The organism is Flavobacterium arabinosi (assembly GCF_048158725.1).
Classification (GTDB): domain Bacteria; phylum Bacteroidota; class Bacteroidia; order Flavobacteriales; family Flavobacteriaceae; genus Flavobacterium; species Flavobacterium arabinosi.
The window spans coordinates 589,468-608,729 of the sequence record NZ_JBLNKX010000002.1 but is presented as its reverse complement, the minus strand read 5'-3'; the positions used below and the strand labels follow the sequence as shown (position 1 = coordinate 608,729).

At 33.2% G+C, this 19,262-nt stretch carries 21 protein-coding genes; 11 read left to right on the top strand and 10 right to left on the bottom strand.

Annotated features, from left to right (window positions below; all coding sequences use genetic code 11):
* Nucleotides 1-118 precede the first annotated feature (118 nt).
* The gene (locus ACM55K_RS06765) at nucleotides 119-1,663 is read right to left on the bottom strand and encodes an Rne/Rng family ribonuclease (protein ID WP_416849465.1); all 1,545 of its coding nucleotides are present in this window, start codon (nucleotides 1,661-1,663) and stop codon (nucleotides 119-121) included.
* Nucleotides 1,664-1,983: 320 nt separating this feature from the next.
* Entirely contained in the window at nucleotides 1,984-2,274 is a 291-nt protein-coding gene (locus tag ACM55K_RS06760) for an HU family DNA-binding protein (protein ID WP_016989051.1), read from the bottom strand.
* 133 nt (nucleotides 2,275-2,407) lie between these two features.
* On the opposite strand from ACM55K_RS06760, the gene mutY reads away from it, so the two are divergent.
* The 4 genes from mutY to gldD are packed head-to-tail and all read left to right on the top strand — an operon-like array spanning nucleotide 2,408 to nucleotide 5,817.
* Entirely contained in the window at nucleotides 2,408-3,445 is a 1,038-nt protein-coding gene (gene mutY, locus ACM55K_RS06755) for an A/G-specific adenine glycosylase (RefSeq protein ID WP_416849464.1), read from the top strand.
* A gap of 46 nt (nucleotides 3,446-3,491) precedes the next feature.
* Nucleotides 3,492-3,932: a single-stranded DNA-binding protein gene (locus ACM55K_RS06750; RefSeq protein ID WP_416849463.1), complete on the top strand. Its 441-nt coding sequence runs from the start codon at nucleotides 3,492-3,494 to the stop codon at nucleotides 3,930-3,932.
* A gap of 22 nt (nucleotides 3,933-3,954) precedes the next feature.
* The gene (locus tag ACM55K_RS06745) at nucleotides 3,955-5,250 is read left to right on the top strand and encodes a gliding motility-associated protein GldE (RefSeq protein WP_416849462.1); all 1,296 of its coding nucleotides are present in this window, start codon (nucleotides 3,955-3,957) and stop codon (nucleotides 5,248-5,250) included.
* 6 nt (nucleotides 5,251-5,256) lie between these two features.
* Entirely contained in the window at nucleotides 5,257-5,817 is a 561-nt protein-coding gene (gene gldD, locus ACM55K_RS06740; protein WP_416849461.1) for a gliding motility lipoprotein GldD, read from the top strand.
* Between the two features lie 61 nt (nucleotides 5,818-5,878).
* On the opposite strand, the gene ACM55K_RS06735 is transcribed toward gldD, so the two are convergent.
* Entirely contained in the window at nucleotides 5,879-6,262 is a 384-nt protein-coding gene (locus ACM55K_RS06735) for a heavy-metal-associated domain-containing protein (protein ID WP_416849460.1), read from the bottom strand.
* A gap of 105 nt (nucleotides 6,263-6,367) precedes the next feature.
* On the opposite strand from ACM55K_RS06735, the gene ACM55K_RS06730 reads away from it, so the two are divergent.
* The gene (locus ACM55K_RS06730) at nucleotides 6,368-7,234 is read left to right on the top strand and encodes a DMT family transporter (protein ID WP_416849459.1); all 867 of its coding nucleotides are present in this window, start codon (nucleotides 6,368-6,370) and stop codon (nucleotides 7,232-7,234) included.
* Nucleotides 7,235-7,332: 98 nt separating this feature from the next.
* On the opposite strand, the gene ACM55K_RS06725 is transcribed toward ACM55K_RS06730, so the two are convergent.
* A complete protein-coding gene (locus ACM55K_RS06725; RefSeq protein WP_416849458.1) occupies nucleotides 7,333-8,748 on the bottom strand; it encodes a M16 family metallopeptidase in 1,416 nt (471 codons plus the stop codon).
* A 13-nt stretch (nucleotides 8,749-8,761) separates the two neighbouring features.
* A complete protein-coding gene (locus tag ACM55K_RS06720) occupies nucleotides 8,762-10,087 on the bottom strand; it encodes a M16 family metallopeptidase (RefSeq protein ID WP_416849457.1) in 1,326 nt (441 codons plus the stop codon).
* A gap of 266 nt (nucleotides 10,088-10,353) precedes the next feature.
* On the opposite strand from ACM55K_RS06720, the gene rplU reads away from it, so the two are divergent.
* Both rplU and rpmA read left to right on the top strand, forming a co-directional pair.
* Nucleotides 10,354-10,776: a 50S ribosomal protein L21 gene (gene rplU, locus ACM55K_RS06715; RefSeq protein WP_416842578.1), complete on the top strand. Its 423-nt coding sequence runs from the start codon at nucleotides 10,354-10,356 to the stop codon at nucleotides 10,774-10,776.
* Nucleotides 10,777-10,799: 23 nt separating this feature from the next.
* A complete protein-coding gene (gene rpmA / locus ACM55K_RS06710; protein WP_086453627.1) occupies nucleotides 10,800-11,066 on the top strand; it encodes a 50S ribosomal protein L27 in 267 nt (88 codons plus the stop codon).
* Nucleotides 11,067-11,202: 136 nt separating this feature from the next.
* On the opposite strand, the gene ACM55K_RS06705 is transcribed toward rpmA, so the two are convergent.
* Entirely contained in the window at nucleotides 11,203-11,826 is a 624-nt protein-coding gene (locus tag ACM55K_RS06705; RefSeq protein ID WP_416849456.1) for a hypothetical protein, read from the bottom strand.
* Between the two features lie 297 nt (nucleotides 11,827-12,123).
* Nucleotides 12,124-13,440 carry an adenosylhomocysteinase gene (gene ahcY, locus ACM55K_RS06700; RefSeq protein ID WP_416849455.1) on the bottom strand — a complete coding sequence of 439 codons (1,317 nt, stop codon included), beginning with the start codon at nucleotides 13,438-13,440 and terminating at the stop codon, nucleotides 12,124-12,126.
* A 255-nt stretch (nucleotides 13,441-13,695) separates the two neighbouring features.
* On the opposite strand from ahcY, the gene ACM55K_RS06695 reads away from it, so the two are divergent.
* Nucleotides 13,696-14,382 (top strand): 4'-phosphopantetheinyl transferase family protein, encoded by a 687-nt coding sequence (locus ACM55K_RS06695; protein ID WP_416849454.1) that lies wholly within the window; start codon nucleotides 13,696-13,698, stop codon nucleotides 14,380-14,382.
* Here ACM55K_RS06695 and ACM55K_RS06690 read toward each other — a convergent pair.
* The 3 genes from ACM55K_RS06690 to ACM55K_RS06680 all read right to left on the bottom strand — a co-directional run bounded on the left by ACM55K_RS06690 (nucleotide 14,379) and on the right by ACM55K_RS06680 (nucleotide 15,724).
* On the bottom strand, nucleotides 14,379-14,768 hold the full coding sequence (locus ACM55K_RS06690; RefSeq protein WP_416849453.1) for a group III truncated hemoglobin: 390 nt from the start codon (nucleotides 14,766-14,768) through the stop codon (nucleotides 14,379-14,381). The genes ACM55K_RS06695 and ACM55K_RS06690 overlap by 4 nt on opposite strands.
* Nucleotides 14,765-15,052: a hypothetical protein gene (locus ACM55K_RS06685; protein ID WP_416849452.1), complete on the bottom strand. Its 288-nt coding sequence runs from the start codon at nucleotides 15,050-15,052 to the stop codon at nucleotides 14,765-14,767. Before ACM55K_RS06685 ends, ACM55K_RS06690 begins: the two co-directional genes overlap by 4 nt.
* Nucleotides 15,053-15,127: 75 nt before the next feature.
* Nucleotides 15,128-15,724: a Crp/Fnr family transcriptional regulator gene (locus tag ACM55K_RS06680; protein WP_416849451.1), complete on the bottom strand. Its 597-nt coding sequence runs from the start codon at nucleotides 15,722-15,724 to the stop codon at nucleotides 15,128-15,130.
* A 92-nt stretch (nucleotides 15,725-15,816) separates the two neighbouring features.
* Between ACM55K_RS06680 and ACM55K_RS06675 the strand changes: the two genes are divergently transcribed.
* The 3 genes from ACM55K_RS06675 to ACM55K_RS06665 are packed head-to-tail and all read left to right on the top strand — an operon-like array spanning nucleotide 15,817 to nucleotide 19,260.
* Entirely contained in the window at nucleotides 15,817-16,536 is a 720-nt protein-coding gene (locus ACM55K_RS06675) for a phosphoglycerol geranylgeranyltransferase (protein ID WP_416849450.1), read from the top strand.
* Between the two features lie 13 nt (nucleotides 16,537-16,549).
* Entirely contained in the window at nucleotides 16,550-17,185 is a 636-nt protein-coding gene (pnuC, locus tag ACM55K_RS06670) for a nicotinamide riboside transporter PnuC (protein ID WP_416849449.1), read from the top strand.
* A complete protein-coding gene (locus ACM55K_RS06665; RefSeq protein WP_416849448.1) occupies nucleotides 17,134-19,260 on the top strand; it encodes a DUF4301 family protein in 2,127 nt (708 codons plus the stop codon). The genes pnuC and ACM55K_RS06665 overlap by 52 nt, the downstream gene beginning before the upstream one ends.
* Nucleotides 19,261-19,262: the final 2 nt, after the last annotated feature.

Below are 19,262 nucleotides of genomic sequence, written 5' to 3'. Positions count from 1 at the left end.
CTAATATAATAGCCGAAAACATCAATAGTAAAGTATGCTTCGTTTCTTTCGCAATAACGCATAAAAAAACCGCCAATCTCACGAAAGGCGGTTTTTTATTCTGAATTTATTTCAGAATCTATTCTATAATAACATTTTCTTTTTTATCGTAGAAATGATATTCTAAATACGTGTAAGCGTCACGAGGTATGATTTTCACCCACTTTTTATGTTCAAGAAACCATTTTGAACGTAATGATGGAAAACCTTTGGTAAGGTATGCGGCCACAAATGGATGTACATTGAGTACTACTTCTTTGTGATTTTTTAAAACTCTTTCTAGATCGGAAGCAATTTTATCAATGATTAATATTGGAGCTTCAATTTCTCCATTTTCATTGTTTGGATCTTCTTCTCTAGTTTTAATGTTTACTTCTGGTCTTACTCTTTGTCTTGTAATCTGGACTAATCCAAATTTGCTCGGAGGTAAGATTTTATGTTTTGCTTTATCATCGCTCATTTCTTCCCGAAGGAATTCGAATAAAACTTTACGATTTTCTGGATTAGACATATCGATAAAATCAACGACAATGATACCACCCATATCACGAAGACGCAATTGTCTTGCGATTTCGGCAGCAGCAATCATATTCACTTCCATGGCTGTATCTTCCTGGTTGGTAGCCTTATTAGAACGGTTTCCGCTATTTACGTCTATAACGTGCAAAGCTTCAGTGTGTTCGATAATAAGATAAGCCCCTTTACTCATGGATACTGTTTTTCCAAAAGAAGTTTTGATTTGTCTCTCTATGTTGTATTTCTCAAAAATTGGCGTGTCATTTGATTGATAAAACTTAACAATTGTTTGTTTTGAAGGTGCAATTTCTTGCAAATAATCCTTCGTTTGGTTGAACAACTCTTCATCATCAATTTGAATACCACTAAAGGTATCATTAAATACGTCTCTTAATATAGAAGAGGCTCTGTTGAGTTCTCCTAATACCTTGGACGGATGATGAGCAGTTGGTAATTTTTTACACATTGCAGTCCATCTGCTAAGCAGGTTCTGCAAATCTTTTTCTAATTCGGCTGTATTTTTGCCTTCGGCTACTGTGCGAACAATAACACCAAATCCTTTTGGTTTGATGGATTGTACCAATCGTTTCAAGCGTTCTTTTTCCTTTTTGTCTTCTATTTTTTGAGAGATAGAAACGCGGTCAGAAAACGGAACTAAAACTATAAATCTTCCGGCTAGAGAAAGCTCAGCGCTAATTCTTGGGCCTTTAGTAGATATTGGTTCTTTGACGACTTGTACTAAAATAGATTGATTGGCACTCAAAACATCAGTAATGGTACCATCTTTGTCTATTTCTTTTTCAAACTGAAAGTTTTTTAGGGAGAAATCTTTTAATTTACCTGCGCTTACAAGTTTTATGAATTTCAGTTGGGAAGATAAATTAGGGCCTAAATCATGATAATGTAAAAAAGCATCTTTTTCGAAGCCTACATTTACAAAAGCAGCATTAAGTCCAGCAACGGGTTTCCTAATTTTGGCAATAAAAATATCACCAACTTGGAAGTTGCTTTTTTCTTCTTCTTTGTGTAATTCAATTAGTTTTCCATCTTTTAATAAGGCAAAATCTACTGCTTCAGAACTAGATCTAATGATTAATTCTTTATTCACGCTGTAAATTTTTTATCTATTCGCCGAAGCGAACAAATGGATTAAACAATATTTTAACAGGTATTGAACCCGGATGGAATCCAGTTGGCAGTTAGCAGTTAGCAGGCAGCAGTGTGAACTGCAATCTGTAATCTGTAATCTGCAATCTTTTTTCCAAATTTCAATGAACGTTTAAAAAGAAAAAAGTAGTTTAAAACTACTTTTTCTTTTTGTGACGGTTAGCTCTCGCTCTTTTTTTACGTTTGTGAGTTGCTACCTTATGTCTCTTTCTTTTTTTACCGCTTGGCATATCTTGAAGATTTTATGATTAATTAATTATATTATTTTGCTTCGTTATTTATCTTTACTCCTTCAACAAAAACCTTTGCAGGTTTGAAGGCTGGTATATTGTGTGCAGGAATTTTTATTGTTGTATTTTTAGAGATATTTCTACCTGTTTTTTCTGCTCTAGTTTTTACGATAAAGCTTCCAAAACCTCTTAAATAAACATTGTCTCCAGTTTCTAATGAATTTTTTACTTCATTCATAAAAGTCTCTACAGTTGCTTGCACATCTCCTTTTTCAAGACCTAATTTTTCTGAAATTTTTGCTACGATATCTGCTTTCGTCATTTTCTTTCCTATTTATTATGTTGTACTATTTTTTTGAGTTTGCAAATATAGGAATTTAAAAAACAATTATTCAAGCTAATTGATTAAATTTTAATAACATAAACTTTTACTTTTGCCAACAAATAATTAAAACATGACTTTTTCTAACTTGCTAATACAATGGTATTTACGCAATAAGCGCGATTTGCCTTGGCGGAATACAACCAATCCTTACCCTATTTGGCTCTCGGAAATTATGTTGCAACAGACAAGAGTCGCTCAGGGGATGCCTTATTTTCTGTCTTTTACAGCAGCATTTCCTACTGTTTTTGATTTGGCGAAAGCCGATGAGGAGCAAGTTTTGAAACTTTGGCAAGGTTTGGGGTATTATTCCCGTGCCCGAAATTTACACAAAACGGCACAGCATGTAGCAGATGAATTAGCAGGAGTTTTTCCTACTACTTATAAGGACTTGTTGCAATTAAAAGGAATTGGAGAATATACCGCTGCCGCAATTGCTTCTTTTTCTTATAATGAAGTAGTTCCTGTTGTTGATGGAAATGTATTCCGGGTCTTGTCGCGTTATTTTGATGTTGAAACTGATATTGCTGCGGCTTCCGCCAAAAAAGAATTTGCTGCCCTGGCTTTTGAATTAATGCCAAAAGACAATCCCGCGATTTTCAATCAAGCTATCATGGAGTTTGGTGCCTTGCAATGCGTTCCTAAAAGTCCGAATTGTGGTATTTGTATTTTTAACGAAAGTTGTGCCGCTTTGCAAAAAAACAAAGTAGATCAATTGCCGGTAAAATCTAAGAAACTGAAAGTAAGGAATCGCTTTTTTAATTATTTGGTTGTCAATGACGAGAATGAAAATACAATAATTCAAAAGCGAACTGATAAAGGAATTTGGCATAATTTATACGAGTTCCCTTTGATAGAAACTGAAAAAGTGGAAGACTTTGATTTTATTACGGAGTGTATTCAAAAAGAGTTTTTCGCTAATAATGGGATTGTCAGTATAATGGAGTGTAACGAAAAGAGTATCATTCATAAATTATCGCACCAACATTTGCATATTAAGTTTTGGAAAGTAAATGTAAAAGGAACAATTGAAAACGGAATAGATGCTGTGACTTTAATAACATTCCCTTTCCCAATTGTGATTCATAATTTTATTGAAAAGGATTTATAAAGTTTCTAAAAAAATGTATCTTTGATAGAAAAACAATTCTACTATTATGAATGGAACATTGAATAAGGTTATGTTGATAGGTCATCTTGGTGATGATGTCAAAATGCATTATTTTGATGGAGGAAATTGTATCGGTAGATTTCAATTGGCAACAAATGAAGTTTATATTAATAAAACTACCAACGAAAAAATTACTTCTACAGAGTGGCATAATTTGGTCGTGCGCAATAAAGCGGCCGAACTTTGTGAAAAGTATCTTTCAAAAGGAGATAAAATATATGTAGAAGGCCGATTGAAATCGCGACAATGGCAAGCGGAGGATGGTTCTACAAAATACACAACTGAAATTCAAGTAACCGAGTTTACTTTTTTAACCACAAAAAAGGATAACGAGAACAACAAACAAATTCAAAATTCAGAATCCGTAAAAAACACTAACTTTGACCCGCAAAACAACGGTTTGCCAATCAATGATTTGCCGTTTTGATGTTTAACTAATCTTTTTTAATTTGGACCCAGAGCCCAGTTTATTTTTTGCCTACGCCATAGACACTGACTTGGTGTTTGGTTTTGTTGGCATATTTGCCTTACTTTTTTGTTCTGCAATTGTCTCGGGAGCTGAAGTGGCATTGTTTTCATTGTCGCAAAAAGACATTGACGAAACGTTGCAGGAAAATGTTTCAAAAGGAAAAATCATCTCAGATCTTTTAGAAAAACCCAAAAAGCTTTTAGCTACACTTCTTGTCGCTAATAATTTTATCAACATTGGAGTTGTAATTTTGTTTTCATTTGTTGGAAAAAATTTGTTTGCCGCTGTAAATTCACCTATTTTAAAATTCATTCTCGAAGTAATTGTAGTTACTTTTCTATTGCTGTTGTTTGGAGAGGTTTTGCCAAAAGTATACGCCAGCAGAAATAATATTAAGTTTGCCAAGTTGATTGCGTATCCTGTAGCGGCGCTTGATAAATTACTTTCGCCAATAAGTTTTCCAATGCGTAAAATCACTATTTATTTGCATAATAAATTGGGAAAACAAAAAACAAATTTCTCCGTAAATCAATTGTCACAGGCACTGGAACTGACAGATTCAGATGAAACAACTTCTGATGAACAAAAAATATTAGAGGGAATTGTAAGTTTTGGGAATACAGATACGAAACAGGTGATGAGTCCCAGAATTGATATTTTTGCTTTAGAAATAGACGAACCATTTTCAGTTATTTGTCCAAAAATCATAGAAAAAGGATATTCCAGAATTCCTGTTTACCGAGACAATATAGATCAGATAGAAGGCGTTTTGTTTGTGAAAGATTTATTGCCACATATTAATACGAGTGAATTTGATTGGAAGTCGTTATTAAGAGAGCCGTTTTTTGTTCCAGAAAATAAAAAATTAGACAATTTGTTGAAGGATTTCCAAAGTATGAAAAGTCATTTGGCCATTGTAGTTGATGAATACGGAGGAACTTCCGGTTTAGTTTCTTTGGAAGATGTAATCGAAGAAATCGTTGGTGATATCAGTGATGAGTTTGATGATGATAATATCAATTTTTCTCAAATTGATGATAAAAATTATCTTTTTGAAGGGAAAATAAATCTAAAAGATTTCTATAGAATTATCGATGTAGACGAAGAATTATTCGAAATTAAAAAAGGAGAAGCCGAAACGTTGGCTGGATTTATACTTGAGATTTTAGGAAATTTTCCAAAAAAAGATCAGAACATCGCATTTGAAAACTGTCTGTTTACGGTAGAAGCGGTAGACAAAAAACGAATTAAACAAATAAAAGTAACGATTGAATAATTAAAAATGTTTAAAAAAATAATCACTTTTTCAACAATACTACTATCATTATTGAGCTTTAGCTGTAAAGACGATGTTATACCAAAACCATCAAGCTATTTACGATTGGATTATCCGGAAGCAAAATATGTAAATTTCGAAAATGAATGTCCATTTGCTTTCGAGATGAATTCGGAGGCTGTTATCAAAGGGGAAAAAGATTGTGGATTTACCATTACATATCCAAAAATGAAAGCCACTATTTATCTGACTTATAAGCCAGTGAATAATAATATTAATAAATTGTTGCGTGATGCTCAAAAACTTACTTACGAACATGTTATAAAAGCAGATGATATATTGGAACAACCCTATTTAAATCCTCAAAAAAAGGTGTATGGTATGTTTTATCAGGTTGATGGAAACGCGGCCACTAACTCACAGTTTTATGCAACGGACAGTACAAAACATTTTGTAACCGGCTCTATTTATTTCTATGCTAAACCTAATTTTGATTCTATTATGCCAGCAGCGAGTTATGTCAAAAATGATATGCAAAGATTGATGGAAACCTTAAAGTGGAAATAGTATTTTATAAAAAAAGCTTCTCAAATTTGAGAAGCTTTTTTTATAAAATGTAATAGTTCGATTACGATTTCATATCCGAAACTTTATATGTTTTACCGTCAGCCGTTTCTTCAACAACTTTAGTTAGGCTTTCAGGATTTTGAACCGTTTTATCAAAAGTTACAGTTGCCAGTTTTTTGTCAAAATCTACGGTAGCTTTTTGTACGCCATCGAGATCGGATAATTCGCTTTCTATTGTTTTTGCGCAACCAATCGCGCAAGTCATTCCTTCTACTTTAAAACTGGCTGTTTGCAAATTAGCGGCTGCAATTTCTTTTTTAACTTTTGGAGCAGTAGTTTCTGTTGAAGCTGTTGTAGTTGGAGCAGTTTTTTCAGTGTTTTTTTTGCAACTTACAAATAAAAGACCTGCAAGGGCTATCGCTGCTATTGATTTTGTGAAATTCATTTTTATTTGGATTTAAATTAAAGGTCTAATATCAACTGCAAAATTAATGAAAAAAAGAAGTTCTATTTCATAAAATTATTACAATTTTGGGGCAAAATTAGATTTATGAATGCAAGACAATTGAAATGGGTTTACTTGATGATTCTTGCCTTAATTTGGGGAAGTTCATTTATATTAATAAAAAAGGGATTAGTGGGTTTAACTGCTTTACAATTAGGTTCTTTACGAATCTTGTTTGCAGCGGTTTTTTTGTTATTGATAGGTTTTAAAAGTTTAGTAAAAATTCCAAAAGAAAAATGGAAATATATCGCACTTACTTCGTTGTTTGGGACATTTACACCTGCGTATCTTTTTGCCATTGCCGAAACGGAAATTGACAGTTCGATAACCGCAATTCTTAATTCCTTGACGCCATTAAATACGTTGATTTTGGGAGCGATGGCTTTTGGGATAAATTTCAAAAGAAGTCAGGTTTGGGGCGTTTTTATAGGTCTTGTAGGAAGTCTGCTTTTGGTTTTTAACGGAGCAATAAACCATCCCGAGCAAAATTATTATTACGCTATTTTAGTTATAGTCGCTTCTGTTTGCTATGCCATAAACGTCAATTTATTAAAAAAATATTTGCATGATTTGAGTCCGTTGAGTATTACTACCGGGAATTTTGCATTTCTGTTGTTGCCAACATTGCTTATTTTATTTTTCTCTGGTTTTTTTGATGTAATTCATGTTGATACCGTACAGCATTCGGTTTTATTTATCATGATATTAGGAGTGGTAGGAACTGGAATTGCTAATATTCTTTTCTTTAAATTAATCCAAATGTCATCACCGGTTTTTGCTACTTCGGTAACGTATCTAATTCCAATAGTTGCTTTTTTCTGGGGATTATTAGACCATGAAATGTTGACACCAGTTCAGTTTTTTGGCGCTTTTATTATTTTGATTGGAGTTTATTTATCAGCAAAAAAGTAGTTTTCAGGTTGCAAACCTCAGGTGATGCAATTAGTAAAAAAGCAAAGCCTGTCTTGTAAAGACAGCCTTTGTTGGTTTTTAAAATAAAATAATTGATTTTATTTGTAAACTGGTTTTTCTACCGGATTTCCGTAATTGTCAAAATAGAACATTGGAATGTTTAATTTTTCCAATCCTGGAATCACCTCTGATCCTTTTCCTGCAATTATAATTCGGGTATTGTCTAAAAGGAAATACTTATTGGCAGCACGAAGAATATCATCTGGTGTCACTGCGTTTATGGTTTTGATGTAATTTTCATAGAAATCAGCAGGAAGATCTTCGGTTTCTATGTTTAAAGCATATCGTGCTATTGCCTGAGGCTTTTCCACTTGCATTACAAACCGACCTATGTATCCGGCTTTTACACTTTTAAGTAATTCAGGAGATACTTTTTCGGTTCTTATTTTTTTAATTTCCTTGATGAATTCCACAACTGCACTATCGGTAACGGTACTTTTTACAGCCGAGGCTGACTTTATTTTTGTTACGTATTTTCCAGAGCCAATGATTGCATTTGCACCATAAGTCCAACCATTTTTTTCTCTTAAATTCATATTGAGGTAACTATTAAAATCTCCGCCAAGAATATAAGTTGCAATAACTGCAGGGAAGAAGTCTTTATCGCTCATTTTTAAATTTACGGTATTCACTAGCGAAATCTCTGATTGAACGGCATTAGGGACATCAACAAAATTGATTTGAGTAAAGGGTACATTTTGCGGAGCAGCATACGTCAGCTTTGGAGTGCTTCTTTTTTTCCATGAACCAAAAAGTCTTTCAACAATAGGTTTTACATCGTCATATTTAATGTCTCCAATAATTACCAAATATCCGTTTTCGGGGACGAAGTAGTTTTGATAATTGGATTCCACATCAGCAAGCGTAACGTTTTTAAGTGTTTCTTCGGTCATGTATTCACCGGAAGGATGATTTTTTCCAAAGGCAAGCGCATCAACCACTCTATTAGCAATTGCGGGAACGCTTTTTTCCTGCGCTTTCAGTCCTTCTAATAATTTGGCTTTTTCTTTGTCGAATTCTTCTTGGGTGAATTTTGGATGCAATGCTCCGTAAGCCATGAGTTCCAAAATTCTTCCTGAATATTTAGAAAGGGAACTGGCATAAGCGCCTTGCGAACTAAAGTTGATGTTAGCGCCCAAAAAATCAATTTCTTCATTAAACGCATCTTTTGCAATTTTTGCACTTCCGTTTCCTATTAGGTTGTTGCATAATTCATCAACGCCTTTTTTATTGCCTTCTGCAAATGGTGCGTTGTCTAATGCAAGATTAAAAGTTACTCTGGGTAATTTGTGATTTTCTACAATCATTACTTTTAAACCATTGTCTAAAGTAAAGGTTTGCGGTTTTTTTATATTTACGACTGGAGAAGCCGCAGGTTTCGGTTGTGGACGATTTTGTGCTTGCATGATTCCTGTTATGAACAAAATGAATAATAGAATAGTTGTTTTTTTCATGATTGAAAAGGTCTTAATTTTGAGCCTCCGCTTTTGAAGGAACATAATCCAAAATAAGTCTTTGATTTGGATTCAAATATTTGTTGGCTACCTCTCTAATTTCTTCACGCGTTATGGAATGAAACAGATCAATCTCTGTGTTAATCAAATTCACATCGCCATAAAGCAAATAGTAAGTTGCTAAATTTTCGGCGATTCCTTCCAGGTTTCCATTCTTATTCACAAAACGATTGTCAAACGTGTTTTTCAATTTTTGAAAATCTTTTTCAGAAATCAATTCGGTCTGGATTTTTACAATTTCCTCGTCAACTTCTTTTATTAAATCAGCAGAAGTGTGTGTTCCCATTGGTAAACCATACAAAATATACATACCATAATCTTCCTGACTAAAACCAACGGCATCTATTTGTAAAGCCATTTTTTTCTCATCAACGATTTTCTTGTATAATTTAGAGCTTTTTCCATCGCTCAAGTAGGACGAAATTAAATCCAATACTCTGGCATCTCTTGTTTTCATTGAGGGAGTTCTGTAAGTAGCCACAACCATTGGAATCTGGATATTTGAATCCTCGTAGGTTGCTCTTATAGTTTGTGTAATAGGTTCTTCGGTAAAAGTTTGTTTTTTTATTTCCTTCCCTTTTTGGATTGATCCAAAATATTTCTGAATCCATTCTTTAGCTTTATTTTTTTCGAAATCTCCTGCAACAACCAGTACGGCATTGTTTGGAATATAAAACTTCTTATTAAAAGCCTGAAATTCTTCTAAAGTGGCTGCGTCTAAATGTTCCATCGAGCCAATTGTGGTCCAGCGATACGGATGGTTCTTGAACATGTTTTCCTTTACGGCTCCAATGATATTTCCATAAGGCTGATTGTCATAACGACTTCTTTTTTCTTCCTTTATCACCCCGTTTTGAGTATCAACCCCAATTTTATTGATTACAGGATGCATTAATCTTTCGGATTCCATCCAAAGTGCCAATTCTAAATTGTTTGATGGGAATACTTCATAATAATAGGTGCGATCATCTGAGGTGTTGGCGTTATTTATCCCGCCATTTGAAGTGACGATTTTGAACCATTCGCCACGTTTAATGTTTTCCGTTCCTTCGAATAAAAGATGTTCGAAAAAATGAGCAAATCCAGTTCTGTCTGGTGTTTCATCTTTGGAGCCAACATGATACATTACAGAAGTTACCACCACTGGCGCCGATGGGTCGTTATGTAATATGACATGCATACCATTATCTAAATCATATTCTTCGAAAGCTATTTTTTGAGCCGAAGCTATTCCTCCCAGCATAAGTGCAGTGCTTAACATTATTATTAATTTTTTCATACGGATTAATACATTTCTATTTACAATAGATAAAAACGAAAAATATTTATACTTCAAAAATACCTTTTTTTAATGATGATTGTCCGGTGATTTAAAGTTTCGGTTAATTTTAACAATTTTTAACTGGACGAATACTGTTTAAGAAATAGGTAAAGTATTGAAAAACAAAGTTTAAAAGAGATAGAGTGTTTTTTTTGCTTGAAGGATTGCAGGATAAATATTTAATTGTATATTTGCAACCTTAAAAATTATTAAAACAATTCAGTATGTATGCAATCGTAGAGATAGCAGGGCAACAGTTCAAAGTAAGCAAAGACCTAAAGGTTTACGTTCACCGTTTGACAAATGAAGAAGGTTCGAAAGTTTCTTTCGACAAAGTTTATTTGTTAGATGATAACGGTACAATCACAATAGGCGCCCCAGCTATAGAAGGTGCTTCAGTAGAAGCTAAAGTGTTACAACACTTAAAAGGAGATAAAGTTATCGTTTTCAAAAAGAAAAGAAGAAAAGGATACAAAAAGAGAAACGGTCACAGACAATATCTTACTCAAATTGTAATTGAAGGTATTACTGGTGTTGGTGCTAAGAAAGCAGCTCCTAAAAAAGAAGCAGTTGAAGCAACTACAGAAGAAGTAGAAGCTCCTAAGAAAAAAGTAGCTAAAGCTAAAAAAGAAGATACACAAGAATAATAACAATATAAAACTAATACGTCATGGCTCACAAGAAAGGTGTCGGTAGTTCTAAGAATGGTAGAGAATCAGAATCAAAACGTTTAGGTGTTAAGATTTTTGGTGGTCAAGCTGCTATTGCTGGGAACATCATCGTAAGACAAAGAGGTTCAAAACATAATCCAGGTGCAAATGTTTACATTAGTAAAGATCATACTTTACATGCAAGAGTTGATGGTGTTGTTTTCTTCCAAAAGAAAAGAGATAACAAATCATACGTTTCTATACTTCCATTTGAAGTTGAAGCATAATTGATTTTCTCAATTATTTAAAAACCCGTTTCGAAAGAAACGGGTTTTTTGTTTTTTTATGAAAATTTATTTTTAGATTTATGTTCGTGGATAAAGATTGCAAATTTGCGTGGTTGGATTTTTTTGAAGGTAATCTCTATTTATTTATCAATTTATAGACTACTTTCTTTTTTTTCTGTTTTGTGTCCTCTTCTTTTTCTTCTTTTTTCAATCTTTTTTCTTCTTCTTGTTTTTTAACGATTTCTTCTTTTTCTAATTTAGTAGTTTCTATTTCTTTTTTGAAGGCTTCAATTTTTTTGGAGCTTGATCCTATTTCAGCGTTTGTGTTGTTTAGTTTTTCCTCGGATTTAGCTACTTTCTCTTTTGATTTTTCAATGTTTTTTTGGAGATCAACATCATTGTTGGTTTTTGAGTTGTTTTCAAGATTAGCAAGGCTTTCTTTTTCTGTTTTTAAATCGGCTTCTTTTTCTTTTGCCTTTTCTTCCAGTTTCGTTAGGTTTCGTTCCTCTTTTGCTAATTTATTTTCTGCAGTCTCAATTTTATTTAGTGTATGGGCCATCATACTGCGCATTTGCTGTTGTTGCATATACAGTTGTCTTTCACTCGCCCATTTTTGATTCGTATTATTCATTTGTTGGTTCATATTTCTTGCTTGTTGTTGCTGGATTTGCATGGAACGATTTATCGTATTCATATTGTATTGTGCAATAGCGAGAATTGGGAATAATGTTAACACTGTTAAAAAAAGCTTTGTCTTCATAATTTTGTTTTTAGTTAAAATTTGTTTTAGCATTTGATTAAGGGAGTCTCGTTCTTTTTTGATTTTAAATTTAAGCTTAATTATTATATAATCATAAGTAATATCTGATTAATAGAATTAATTTTTTTATCGAATTATTCTTGTGCTCTTGCGATGGATTGCGCCAAATTAAAAATAGCTGTAAAAACCAGACCGTAACCTAAAAATGACCAATGAGCACAATCATAATTAAGCACAAAAAAACCCTCACATTTCTGCAAGGGTTCTGTCTTAATACTTAGTACTAAAGTCTTAATGCTAATATCTGTAATATTCTGGTTTGAATGGACCTCCAACTGGAACACCAATATAATCAGCTTGATCAACACGTAAAGTCTCTAATTCAACACCTAATTTAGCTAAGTGTAGCATTGCTACTTTTTCATCCAAATGTTTTGGTAACATGTACACGTCATTGTTGTATGCCGCGCTGTTTTTCCACAATTCGATTTGAGCTAAAGTTTGGTTAGTAAATGAGTTACTCATTACAAAACTAGGGTGACCTGTAGCACAACCAAGGTTTACCAAACGACCTTCAGCAAGGATAAGAATGTCTTTTCCAGCGATAGTATATTTGTCAACTTGTGGTTTGATTTCGATTTTTGATGCACCGTGGTTTTCGTTCAACCAAGCCATATCAATTTCGTTATCAAAATGTCCAATGTTACAAACAACAGTTTTGTCTTTCATTTTTTCGAAATGACTTCCCAAAACAATATCTTTATTTCCAGTTGTAGTGATGATGATATCAGCAGTAGCGATTACGGTATCTAATTTTTTCACTTCAAAACCGTCCATTGCAGCTTGAAGCGCACAAATTGGGTCAATTTCAGTAACGGTAACAATAGAACCAGCACCTCTAAAAGAAGCCGCAGTTCCTTTACCTACATCACCGTAACCACAAACGATTACTCTTTTTCCAGCAAGCATTAAGTCAGTTGCACGACGAACCGCATCAACTGCAGATTCTTTACAACCGTATTTGTTATCAAATTTTGATTTAGTAACTGAGTCATTTACGTTAATTGCAGGCATTGGCAATGTTCCGGCTTTTACTCTTTCGTAAAGTCTATGAACACCAGTTGTAGTTTCTTCAGATAATCCTTTGATACCAGCAACCAATTCCGGGAAACGGTCAATAACCATATTTGTTAAATCTCCACCGTCATCAAGAATCATGTTCAATGGTTTTCTGTCTTCACCAAAGAATAATGTTTGCTCAATACACCAGTCAAAATCAACTTCGTTCAAACCTTTCCAAGCATAAACTTGAATTCCTGCAGCAGCAATTGCAGCAGCAGCTTGATCTTGAGTAGAGAAAATGTTACAAGAACTCCAAGTCACCTCAGCACCAAGAGCGATTAAAGTTTCAATCAAAACCGCAGTTTGGATTGTCATGTGCAAACATCCTGCAATACGAGCACCAGCAAGTGGTTGTTCGTTTTTGTATTCAGCACGAAGTGCCATTAAACCTGGCATTTCAGCTTCTGCTAGTTCAATTTCTTTTCTTCCCCAAGCCGCTAGAGAAATGTCTTTAACTTTGAAAGCCACAAAAGGCATAGTTGTAGTACTCATTTATAGTATATTTGTAATTGTAAAATTTTTTTGCAAATTTACGTAATAACTTTAGAATTTTACTGTTTTCTAAAAGATTTATGAATTGTTTAATTCGCTAATCTTTTGAACATTAACGAAATAATTTCTTTAAGCTGAACTTGTTTCAGTTTCTGGAGCTATTTCCCGTTATTCGCTATATCTTTTTACACGCAAAAAAAGCGTGAAAAAAGGATGCCGCTACTACCGGGGCTAAAAAAACAAAATCTGAACACGATGCCGCTTTTCAAAACTATAAATTTCAATTCCACCACCCAAATTCTCGTTTGGAAAGTAACTGAATCCTATGCGGAATTATTTGGTCAAGTGGTCTTAAACGATAGCAATCGCATACGGCTCGACGGAATGAAATCTGAAATGCATCAACGCGCCTTCCTCAGTGTTCGTAAATTATTGCAGGAAACAGGCCACACGGATTTAGATTTGTATTATGATGAATTCGGTAAGCCACATCTTAAAGGAGAGAAACACATTTCCATAACACATTCACATAATTTTTCGGCAATAATCATTAGCGACCAAACCGTAGGAATTGATATCGAATTGCAAAGAGACAAAATCATCCGAATCGCAGATAAATTCTGTGACTCAGAATTTCAATTTTTATCCCGAAGTTTCGGGACCGAGAATAAGGAAGAATACATCAGAAAATTGACTGTGATTTGGGGTGCCAAAGAAGCCATTTTTAAAATCCGAAACGAAAAAGGAATCAGTTTCAAAGATCATATCAAAGTCAATGCTTTCGAATTAAAGGTTAAACAAACCAGTGCCGAACTTCACTTTGATAGTGTGGTAAAAGATTTTGATATTCATTTTGAAGAAATAAAGTCGGGTCCCGAAAGCTTTCGGGACGAACAGATGAAGCAAAATTGTACTTTAGTGTATGCCTTTGAGAAAAATTAAACTTTACTTCTGCTTTCAAAAATATTCATATAAAGAAAAGTACCCATTTTCCGTGCTCTTCGTTTCATTGTTTCGACATTTTCACCTTCAAAAAGTTCATCTAAAGTTTCAAACCATAAGTTGAGCCAAATACCAAATTCATTAGACGAAATCCGATGGTCAAAATGTTTGTCTACTTCATTATGAACCGCAATGGGGTTTCCGTTGTATTTTTTTACCGCAAATAAATTCATTTCCCAAAAATCCGTCAGCCTCTCTAAATGTTCGTCCCAATTAGTGATAGTTTCATTAAAAAAGAAACCAATTTCTTTGTCGGCTCTTATTTTAGCATAGAAAGAATGGACGAGAAGGGTTAAGTCGTCTCGATTTTCAATTGTTTTTTTCATAATGTAATATTATTCAAAAAGATAAACAAAATGCTGCAAAGCACACTTGTAATGATGAGATTGAATACCAATTTATGGTTCATTTGTGATAATATAGAAGTGTTCACTAGCATACAAATTAGAACAATAATGGCTAATTGTGTCATTTGTAAAATAGAGGTGCCGTTAGAAAGAATGAACATTGCAGCAGCGGCACCAAGACAACTTTGTCCAATAACTGCCATTGTTGAAGAGCCAATAAAATTTTGTTCAAAATTTTCGAATGTTTTTTTATAGAGTGTCATAATATTTGAATTTTATACAGCAAATTTAGCTGCACTTCCATCCAGTTTTTTATGACTTAAATCATAAAACGAAAATTAACGGTATACTTTTCGGTTAATGATTTTTAAAACTCCTTTTTTTTCTAATGATTTAATGGCTCGGATAACAGTTTCTACACGGAGTCCAGTTAAATCACCAATTTGCTGCCGGGTTAAATCAATTCGGTATCCGTTTTTATCTTCTTTGAAATTAAAATAAGCAATGGAATAATCAATTAATCGCAATACTCTGTGTTCAGGTTCATGAGTGGAAATCTCAGCTGCCATAACCGATTTATAATGCAAACGTTGCGCTAAATTTTCAATTACCTTCATCGATACAGATGGATTTTCGCTTAGCAATTTCATAAAGCCATCTTTTGATATACTGAGTATTTCGGTGTCTTCAACAGCTATTGCATTGGCAGGATAGGGCCGATTTAAAAATAAAGGTGGTTCTCCAAAACTTTGATTTTCATTAAAAAAACCTTGAATGAATTCACGACCGTCATCGTTATAATTATTCATTTTTACTTCTCCAGAAAGTATTTGATAATACTGTATCGCTTGATTGCCTTCTTCAAAAATGGTTTCTGTTTTTTTATATGATTTTCGAGTGGCACCATATTTTTCCAGTAATTCAGTAGCTATCATAATTGCATTGTTTTTTGTTCAGAATCGTATAACAAATATAATTGATTCAAAATAGTTCTCAGACTTCAAAAAACTTTTACTTTTACAGCTATATGAAGCAAAAGATTTACAATCAACTACTGCAAGCCAAGTTGGAAAATAAAAAAATGTTGGCCATTCTTCTGGATCCTGACAAAGTGGTTTTGGAAAACCTTGCTCTTTTAATTTCAAAAATCAATCATTCGCCGGCAACACATATTTTCATTGGCGGAAGTCTGGTTACAACTACAATTCTAGAGGAGTTAATTGTACAGATTAAACAAAATTGTGATTTGCCAATTGTTCTTTTTCCTGGAAATCCATCTCAGATTTCAGATAAAGCAGATGCGATTTTATTCCTGTCGCTAATCTCCGGAAGAAACCCTGATTATTTAATAGAACATCAGGTAAAAGCAGCACCTATTTTAAGGCAAACCCAACTCGAAATTATTTCTACAGGATATATTTTGATTGAAAGTGGTAATAAAACCGCCGTAGAACGGGTCAGTAAAACCAAACCATTGGACCGGAATAATATTGATTATGTAATTCAAACCGCACAAGCAGGAGAGATGTTAGGGAACAAATTGATTTATCTGGAAGCTGGAAGCGGTGCAAAACAAGCTGTTCCTCTTGAAATGATTAAAAAAGTTGCTCAAAACATTGAAATTCCAGTAGTTCTTGGAGGTGGAATTGTAGATTTGCAAGGAATTGAAAAGGCGTACAATGCAGGAGCTGATTTGGTGGTAATAGGAACGGCTTTTGAAAATGATATGGATTTTTTTAATCAATAATTTAAAGGATATAATGATAGAATATTTTTTTTCTCAATATAGAGATTACCCAACATTCGACATTGTTCTGGAAATTGTAGCGGTAATTTTTGGGCTATTTAGTGTTTGGTATGCTAAAAAAGATAATATTTTGGTTTTTCCAACAGGATTAGTAAGTACATTTATCTATGTTTACTTACTATGGAAATGGACTTTATGGGGTGATATGATGATCAATGGTTATTATTTTATAATGAGTATTTATGGTTGGTATCATTGGACAAGGAAAAAAGGAGACACCGTAGAGTTTCCAATTTCAATAATTTCTATTTATGAAAAAAGAATTGCCATAATTATTTTTATATTTACGGTCGCATTTGTGGTTTCAGTTTATCACTATTTTGATAAATTTACTACTTGGTATGCTTATGTTGATACTTTTATAACAGGTATTTTCTTTATCGGAATGTGGCTTATGGCCAAAAGGAAAATTGAAAATTGGATATTTTGGATTATCGGCGATGTTATTTCCATTCCATTGTATTTTATAAAAGGTTTTACTTTTACAAGTTTTCAGTATCTAGTATTTACAATTGTTGCCGTTTACGGCTATTTAGAATGGAAGAAAACCTTAAACAGTTCTCAAAAAATGGAACTACAGAAATCATAAAAATTGCTCTTTTTGGCCCTGAAAGTACAGGCAAAACTACTTTAGCAAAGCAACTCGCCGAATATTATAATACGGAATGGGTTCCTGAGTTCGCACGAGATTATCTTCAAGAAAAATGGAATAAAAATCAACTTATTTGTGATGTTGATGACATGCTGCCTATTGCATATGGTCAAACTCAATTAGAAAATAAAAGTCTTTTAATCGCTAATAAATATCTTTTTTGTGATACAAATTTGATGGTGACAAAGGTATTCTCCGAAGTGTATTATAACTATTGTGATCCAATATTAGGCGAAGCGGCTCTTGAACATGAATACGATTTATTTTTCCTGACGGATATTGACGTTCCTTGGGAAAAAGATGATTTAAGAGATAGTCCTGAAAAAAGAGAATCTGTATTTGCAGTTTTTAAACAATCTTTAATTGATAATAAAAAGCCATTTATAACGCTTTCGGGAGACAAGAATTTGCGATTAAATAGAGCTATTTCAATAATCGATGATTTGACAGAAGCTAAGAAAATGGGTTTTTCTCCCGCTGATTTTGTGCAAGTTTACGAACATGGAGTTCCATTAGAAAACATCAAACAACAATTGAGTTTTTTTAGAAACGGAATAGTAAAGAGTAATCTAGTTGGACCCGCAACTTTATTTAACGGCATTTTAAAATTATCTGAAAAAGATTTTCAAGAAAAAGCGACTTTTTTTGATAAAAACAAAACAAATTTAAAACTGGAAAAATTCGTTCCTGCATCGGGAGCAGCAAGTAGAATGTTTAAATTTTTGATTGCTTTTTTGAATGAATTTGATATTGAAAATGAAAGCATTAATGCTTATATAAACAGGAAAAAAGATACGGAACTATCTATTTTTATAGTGGGTTTGGAAAAATTTCCGTTTTTTAAGGTAATTGATAAAAAATTAAGAGAAGAATTTCCTGATTTTGAATCTTTCGATAGGGATTATAAAAATTATTATTTCATAAAATTACTTTTAGCTAAAGATTACTTTGATTTTTCAAGTAAGCCTAAGGGAGTCCTTCCTTTTCATAAATACAAGACCCATATCGCAACGGCTTTAGAAGAACATTTATATGAATGTGCTTATTATTCGAGTTCAAATGATAATTCCCATTTGCATTTTACGGTTTCTGAAGCTCATCAAAATCAATTTGAAAATATAATTGATGCTATAAAAAGCCCAATTGAAAAAGAATCCAGAACAACTATAAAAGTTAGTTATTCCTATCAAAATAAGAATACAGATACTCTTGCAGTGGATTTTGAAAACAAACCCTTTAGGGATGAAAATGGACGATTGTTTTTTAGACCGGGAGGTCATGGTGCTTTGATTGATAATTTAAATAATCAGGATGCCGATATTGTTTTTATTAAAAATATTGACAATGTAATTCAAAATCATATTCAAAAAATTGCTCTATATAAAAAAGCATTAGCGGGAATTTTAATAGAAGTTCAACAACGATTATTTAAGTATTTGTACGCAATAGATGCTAAAGAAATTCAACAAGAATATATTGATGAAATTTTACTTTTTTTGGAAGAAAAATTAAACATTAGAACTCCAGACGATTTTTACGAACTTAGTTTTGAGAATAAAATTATCGAACTTAAAGTGCTTTTGAACAAGCCCATCAGAGTTTGTGGAATGGTAAAAAATGAAGGGGAACCCGGTGGTGGACCATTTTGGGTGAAAGATGAAAAAGGCGCAGTCTCATTGCAAATTGTAGAAAGTTCTCAAGCGGATTTGTCAAATGAAAGTCAAAAGAAAATCCTTGATAACGCGACTCATTTTAATCCTGTTGATTTAGTTTGTGGGCTTAAAAATTATAAAAAAGAAAAGTTTGACCTAACGAAGTTTGTGGATCATAACAGCGGATTTATTGTAGAGAAAAACACATTAGGAAAAACGATCAAATCATATGAATTGCCTGGTTTATGGAATGGCGCTATGGCAAATTGGATTACCATATTTGTTCAAGTGCCTTTAATTACCTTTAATCCAGTAAAAAGCGTAAATGATTTATTAAAATCGGCACACCAGCCTCAATAAAA

What these genes read in the sequence shown, in the direction of transcription:
- ACM55K_RS06760 (WP_016989051.1), bottom strand. Translation starts at nt 2,274, where the DNA reads ATGACGAAAGCAGATATCGTAGCAAAAATTTCAGAAAAATTAGGTCTT.
- mutY (WP_416849464.1), top strand. Translation starts at nt 2,408, where the DNA reads ATGACTTTTTCTAACTTGCTAATACAATGGTATTTACGCAATAAGCGC.
- ACM55K_RS06750 (WP_416849463.1), top strand. Translation starts at nt 3,492, where the DNA reads ATGAATGGAACATTGAATAAGGTTATGTTGATAGGTCATCTTGGTGAT.
- gldD (WP_416849461.1), top strand. Translation starts at nt 5,257, where the DNA reads ATGTTTAAAAAAATAATCACTTTTTCAACAATACTACTATCATTATTG.
- ACM55K_RS06735 (WP_416849460.1), bottom strand. Translation starts at nt 6,262, where the DNA reads ATGAATTTCACAAAATCAATAGCAGCGATAGCCCTTGCAGGTCTTTTA.
- ACM55K_RS06730 (WP_416849459.1), top strand. Translation starts at nt 6,368, where the DNA reads ATGAATGCAAGACAATTGAAATGGGTTTACTTGATGATTCTTGCCTTA.
- ACM55K_RS06725 (WP_416849458.1), bottom strand. Translation starts at nt 8,748, where the DNA reads ATGAAAAAAACAACTATTCTATTATTCATTTTGTTCATAACAGGAATC.
- ACM55K_RS06720 (WP_416849457.1), bottom strand. Translation starts at nt 10,087, where the DNA reads ATGAAAAAATTAATAATAATGTTAAGCACTGCACTTATGCTGGGAGGA.
- rplU (WP_416842578.1), top strand. Translation starts at nt 10,354, where the DNA reads ATGTATGCAATCGTAGAGATAGCAGGGCAACAGTTCAAAGTAAGCAAA.
- rpmA (WP_086453627.1), top strand. Translation starts at nt 10,800, where the DNA reads ATGGCTCACAAGAAAGGTGTCGGTAGTTCTAAGAATGGTAGAGAATCA.
- ACM55K_RS06705 (WP_416849456.1), bottom strand. Translation starts at nt 11,826, where the DNA reads ATGAAGACAAAGCTTTTTTTAACAGTGTTAACATTATTCCCAATTCTC.
- ahcY (WP_416849455.1), bottom strand. Translation starts at nt 13,440, where the DNA reads ATGAGTACTACAACTATGCCTTTTGTGGCTTTCAAAGTTAAAGACATT.
- ACM55K_RS06695 (WP_416849454.1), top strand. Translation starts at nt 13,696, where the DNA reads ATGCCGCTTTTCAAAACTATAAATTTCAATTCCACCACCCAAATTCTC.
- ACM55K_RS06690 (WP_416849453.1), bottom strand. Translation starts at nt 14,768, where the DNA reads ATGAAAAAAACAATTGAAAATCGAGACGACTTAACCCTTCTCGTCCAT.
- ACM55K_RS06685 (WP_416849452.1), bottom strand. Translation starts at nt 15,052, where the DNA reads ATGACACTCTATAAAAAAACATTCGAAAATTTTGAACAAAATTTTATT.
- ACM55K_RS06680 (WP_416849451.1), bottom strand. Translation starts at nt 15,724, where the DNA reads ATGATAGCTACTGAATTACTGGAAAAATATGGTGCCACTCGAAAATCA.
- ACM55K_RS06675 (WP_416849450.1), top strand. Translation starts at nt 15,817, where the DNA reads ATGAAGCAAAAGATTTACAATCAACTACTGCAAGCCAAGTTGGAAAAT.
- pnuC (WP_416849449.1), top strand. Translation starts at nt 16,550, where the DNA reads ATGATAGAATATTTTTTTTCTCAATATAGAGATTACCCAACATTCGAC.
- ACM55K_RS06665 (WP_416849448.1), top strand. Translation starts at nt 17,134, where the DNA reads ATGGAAGAAAACCTTAAACAGTTCTCAAAAAATGGAACTACAGAAATC.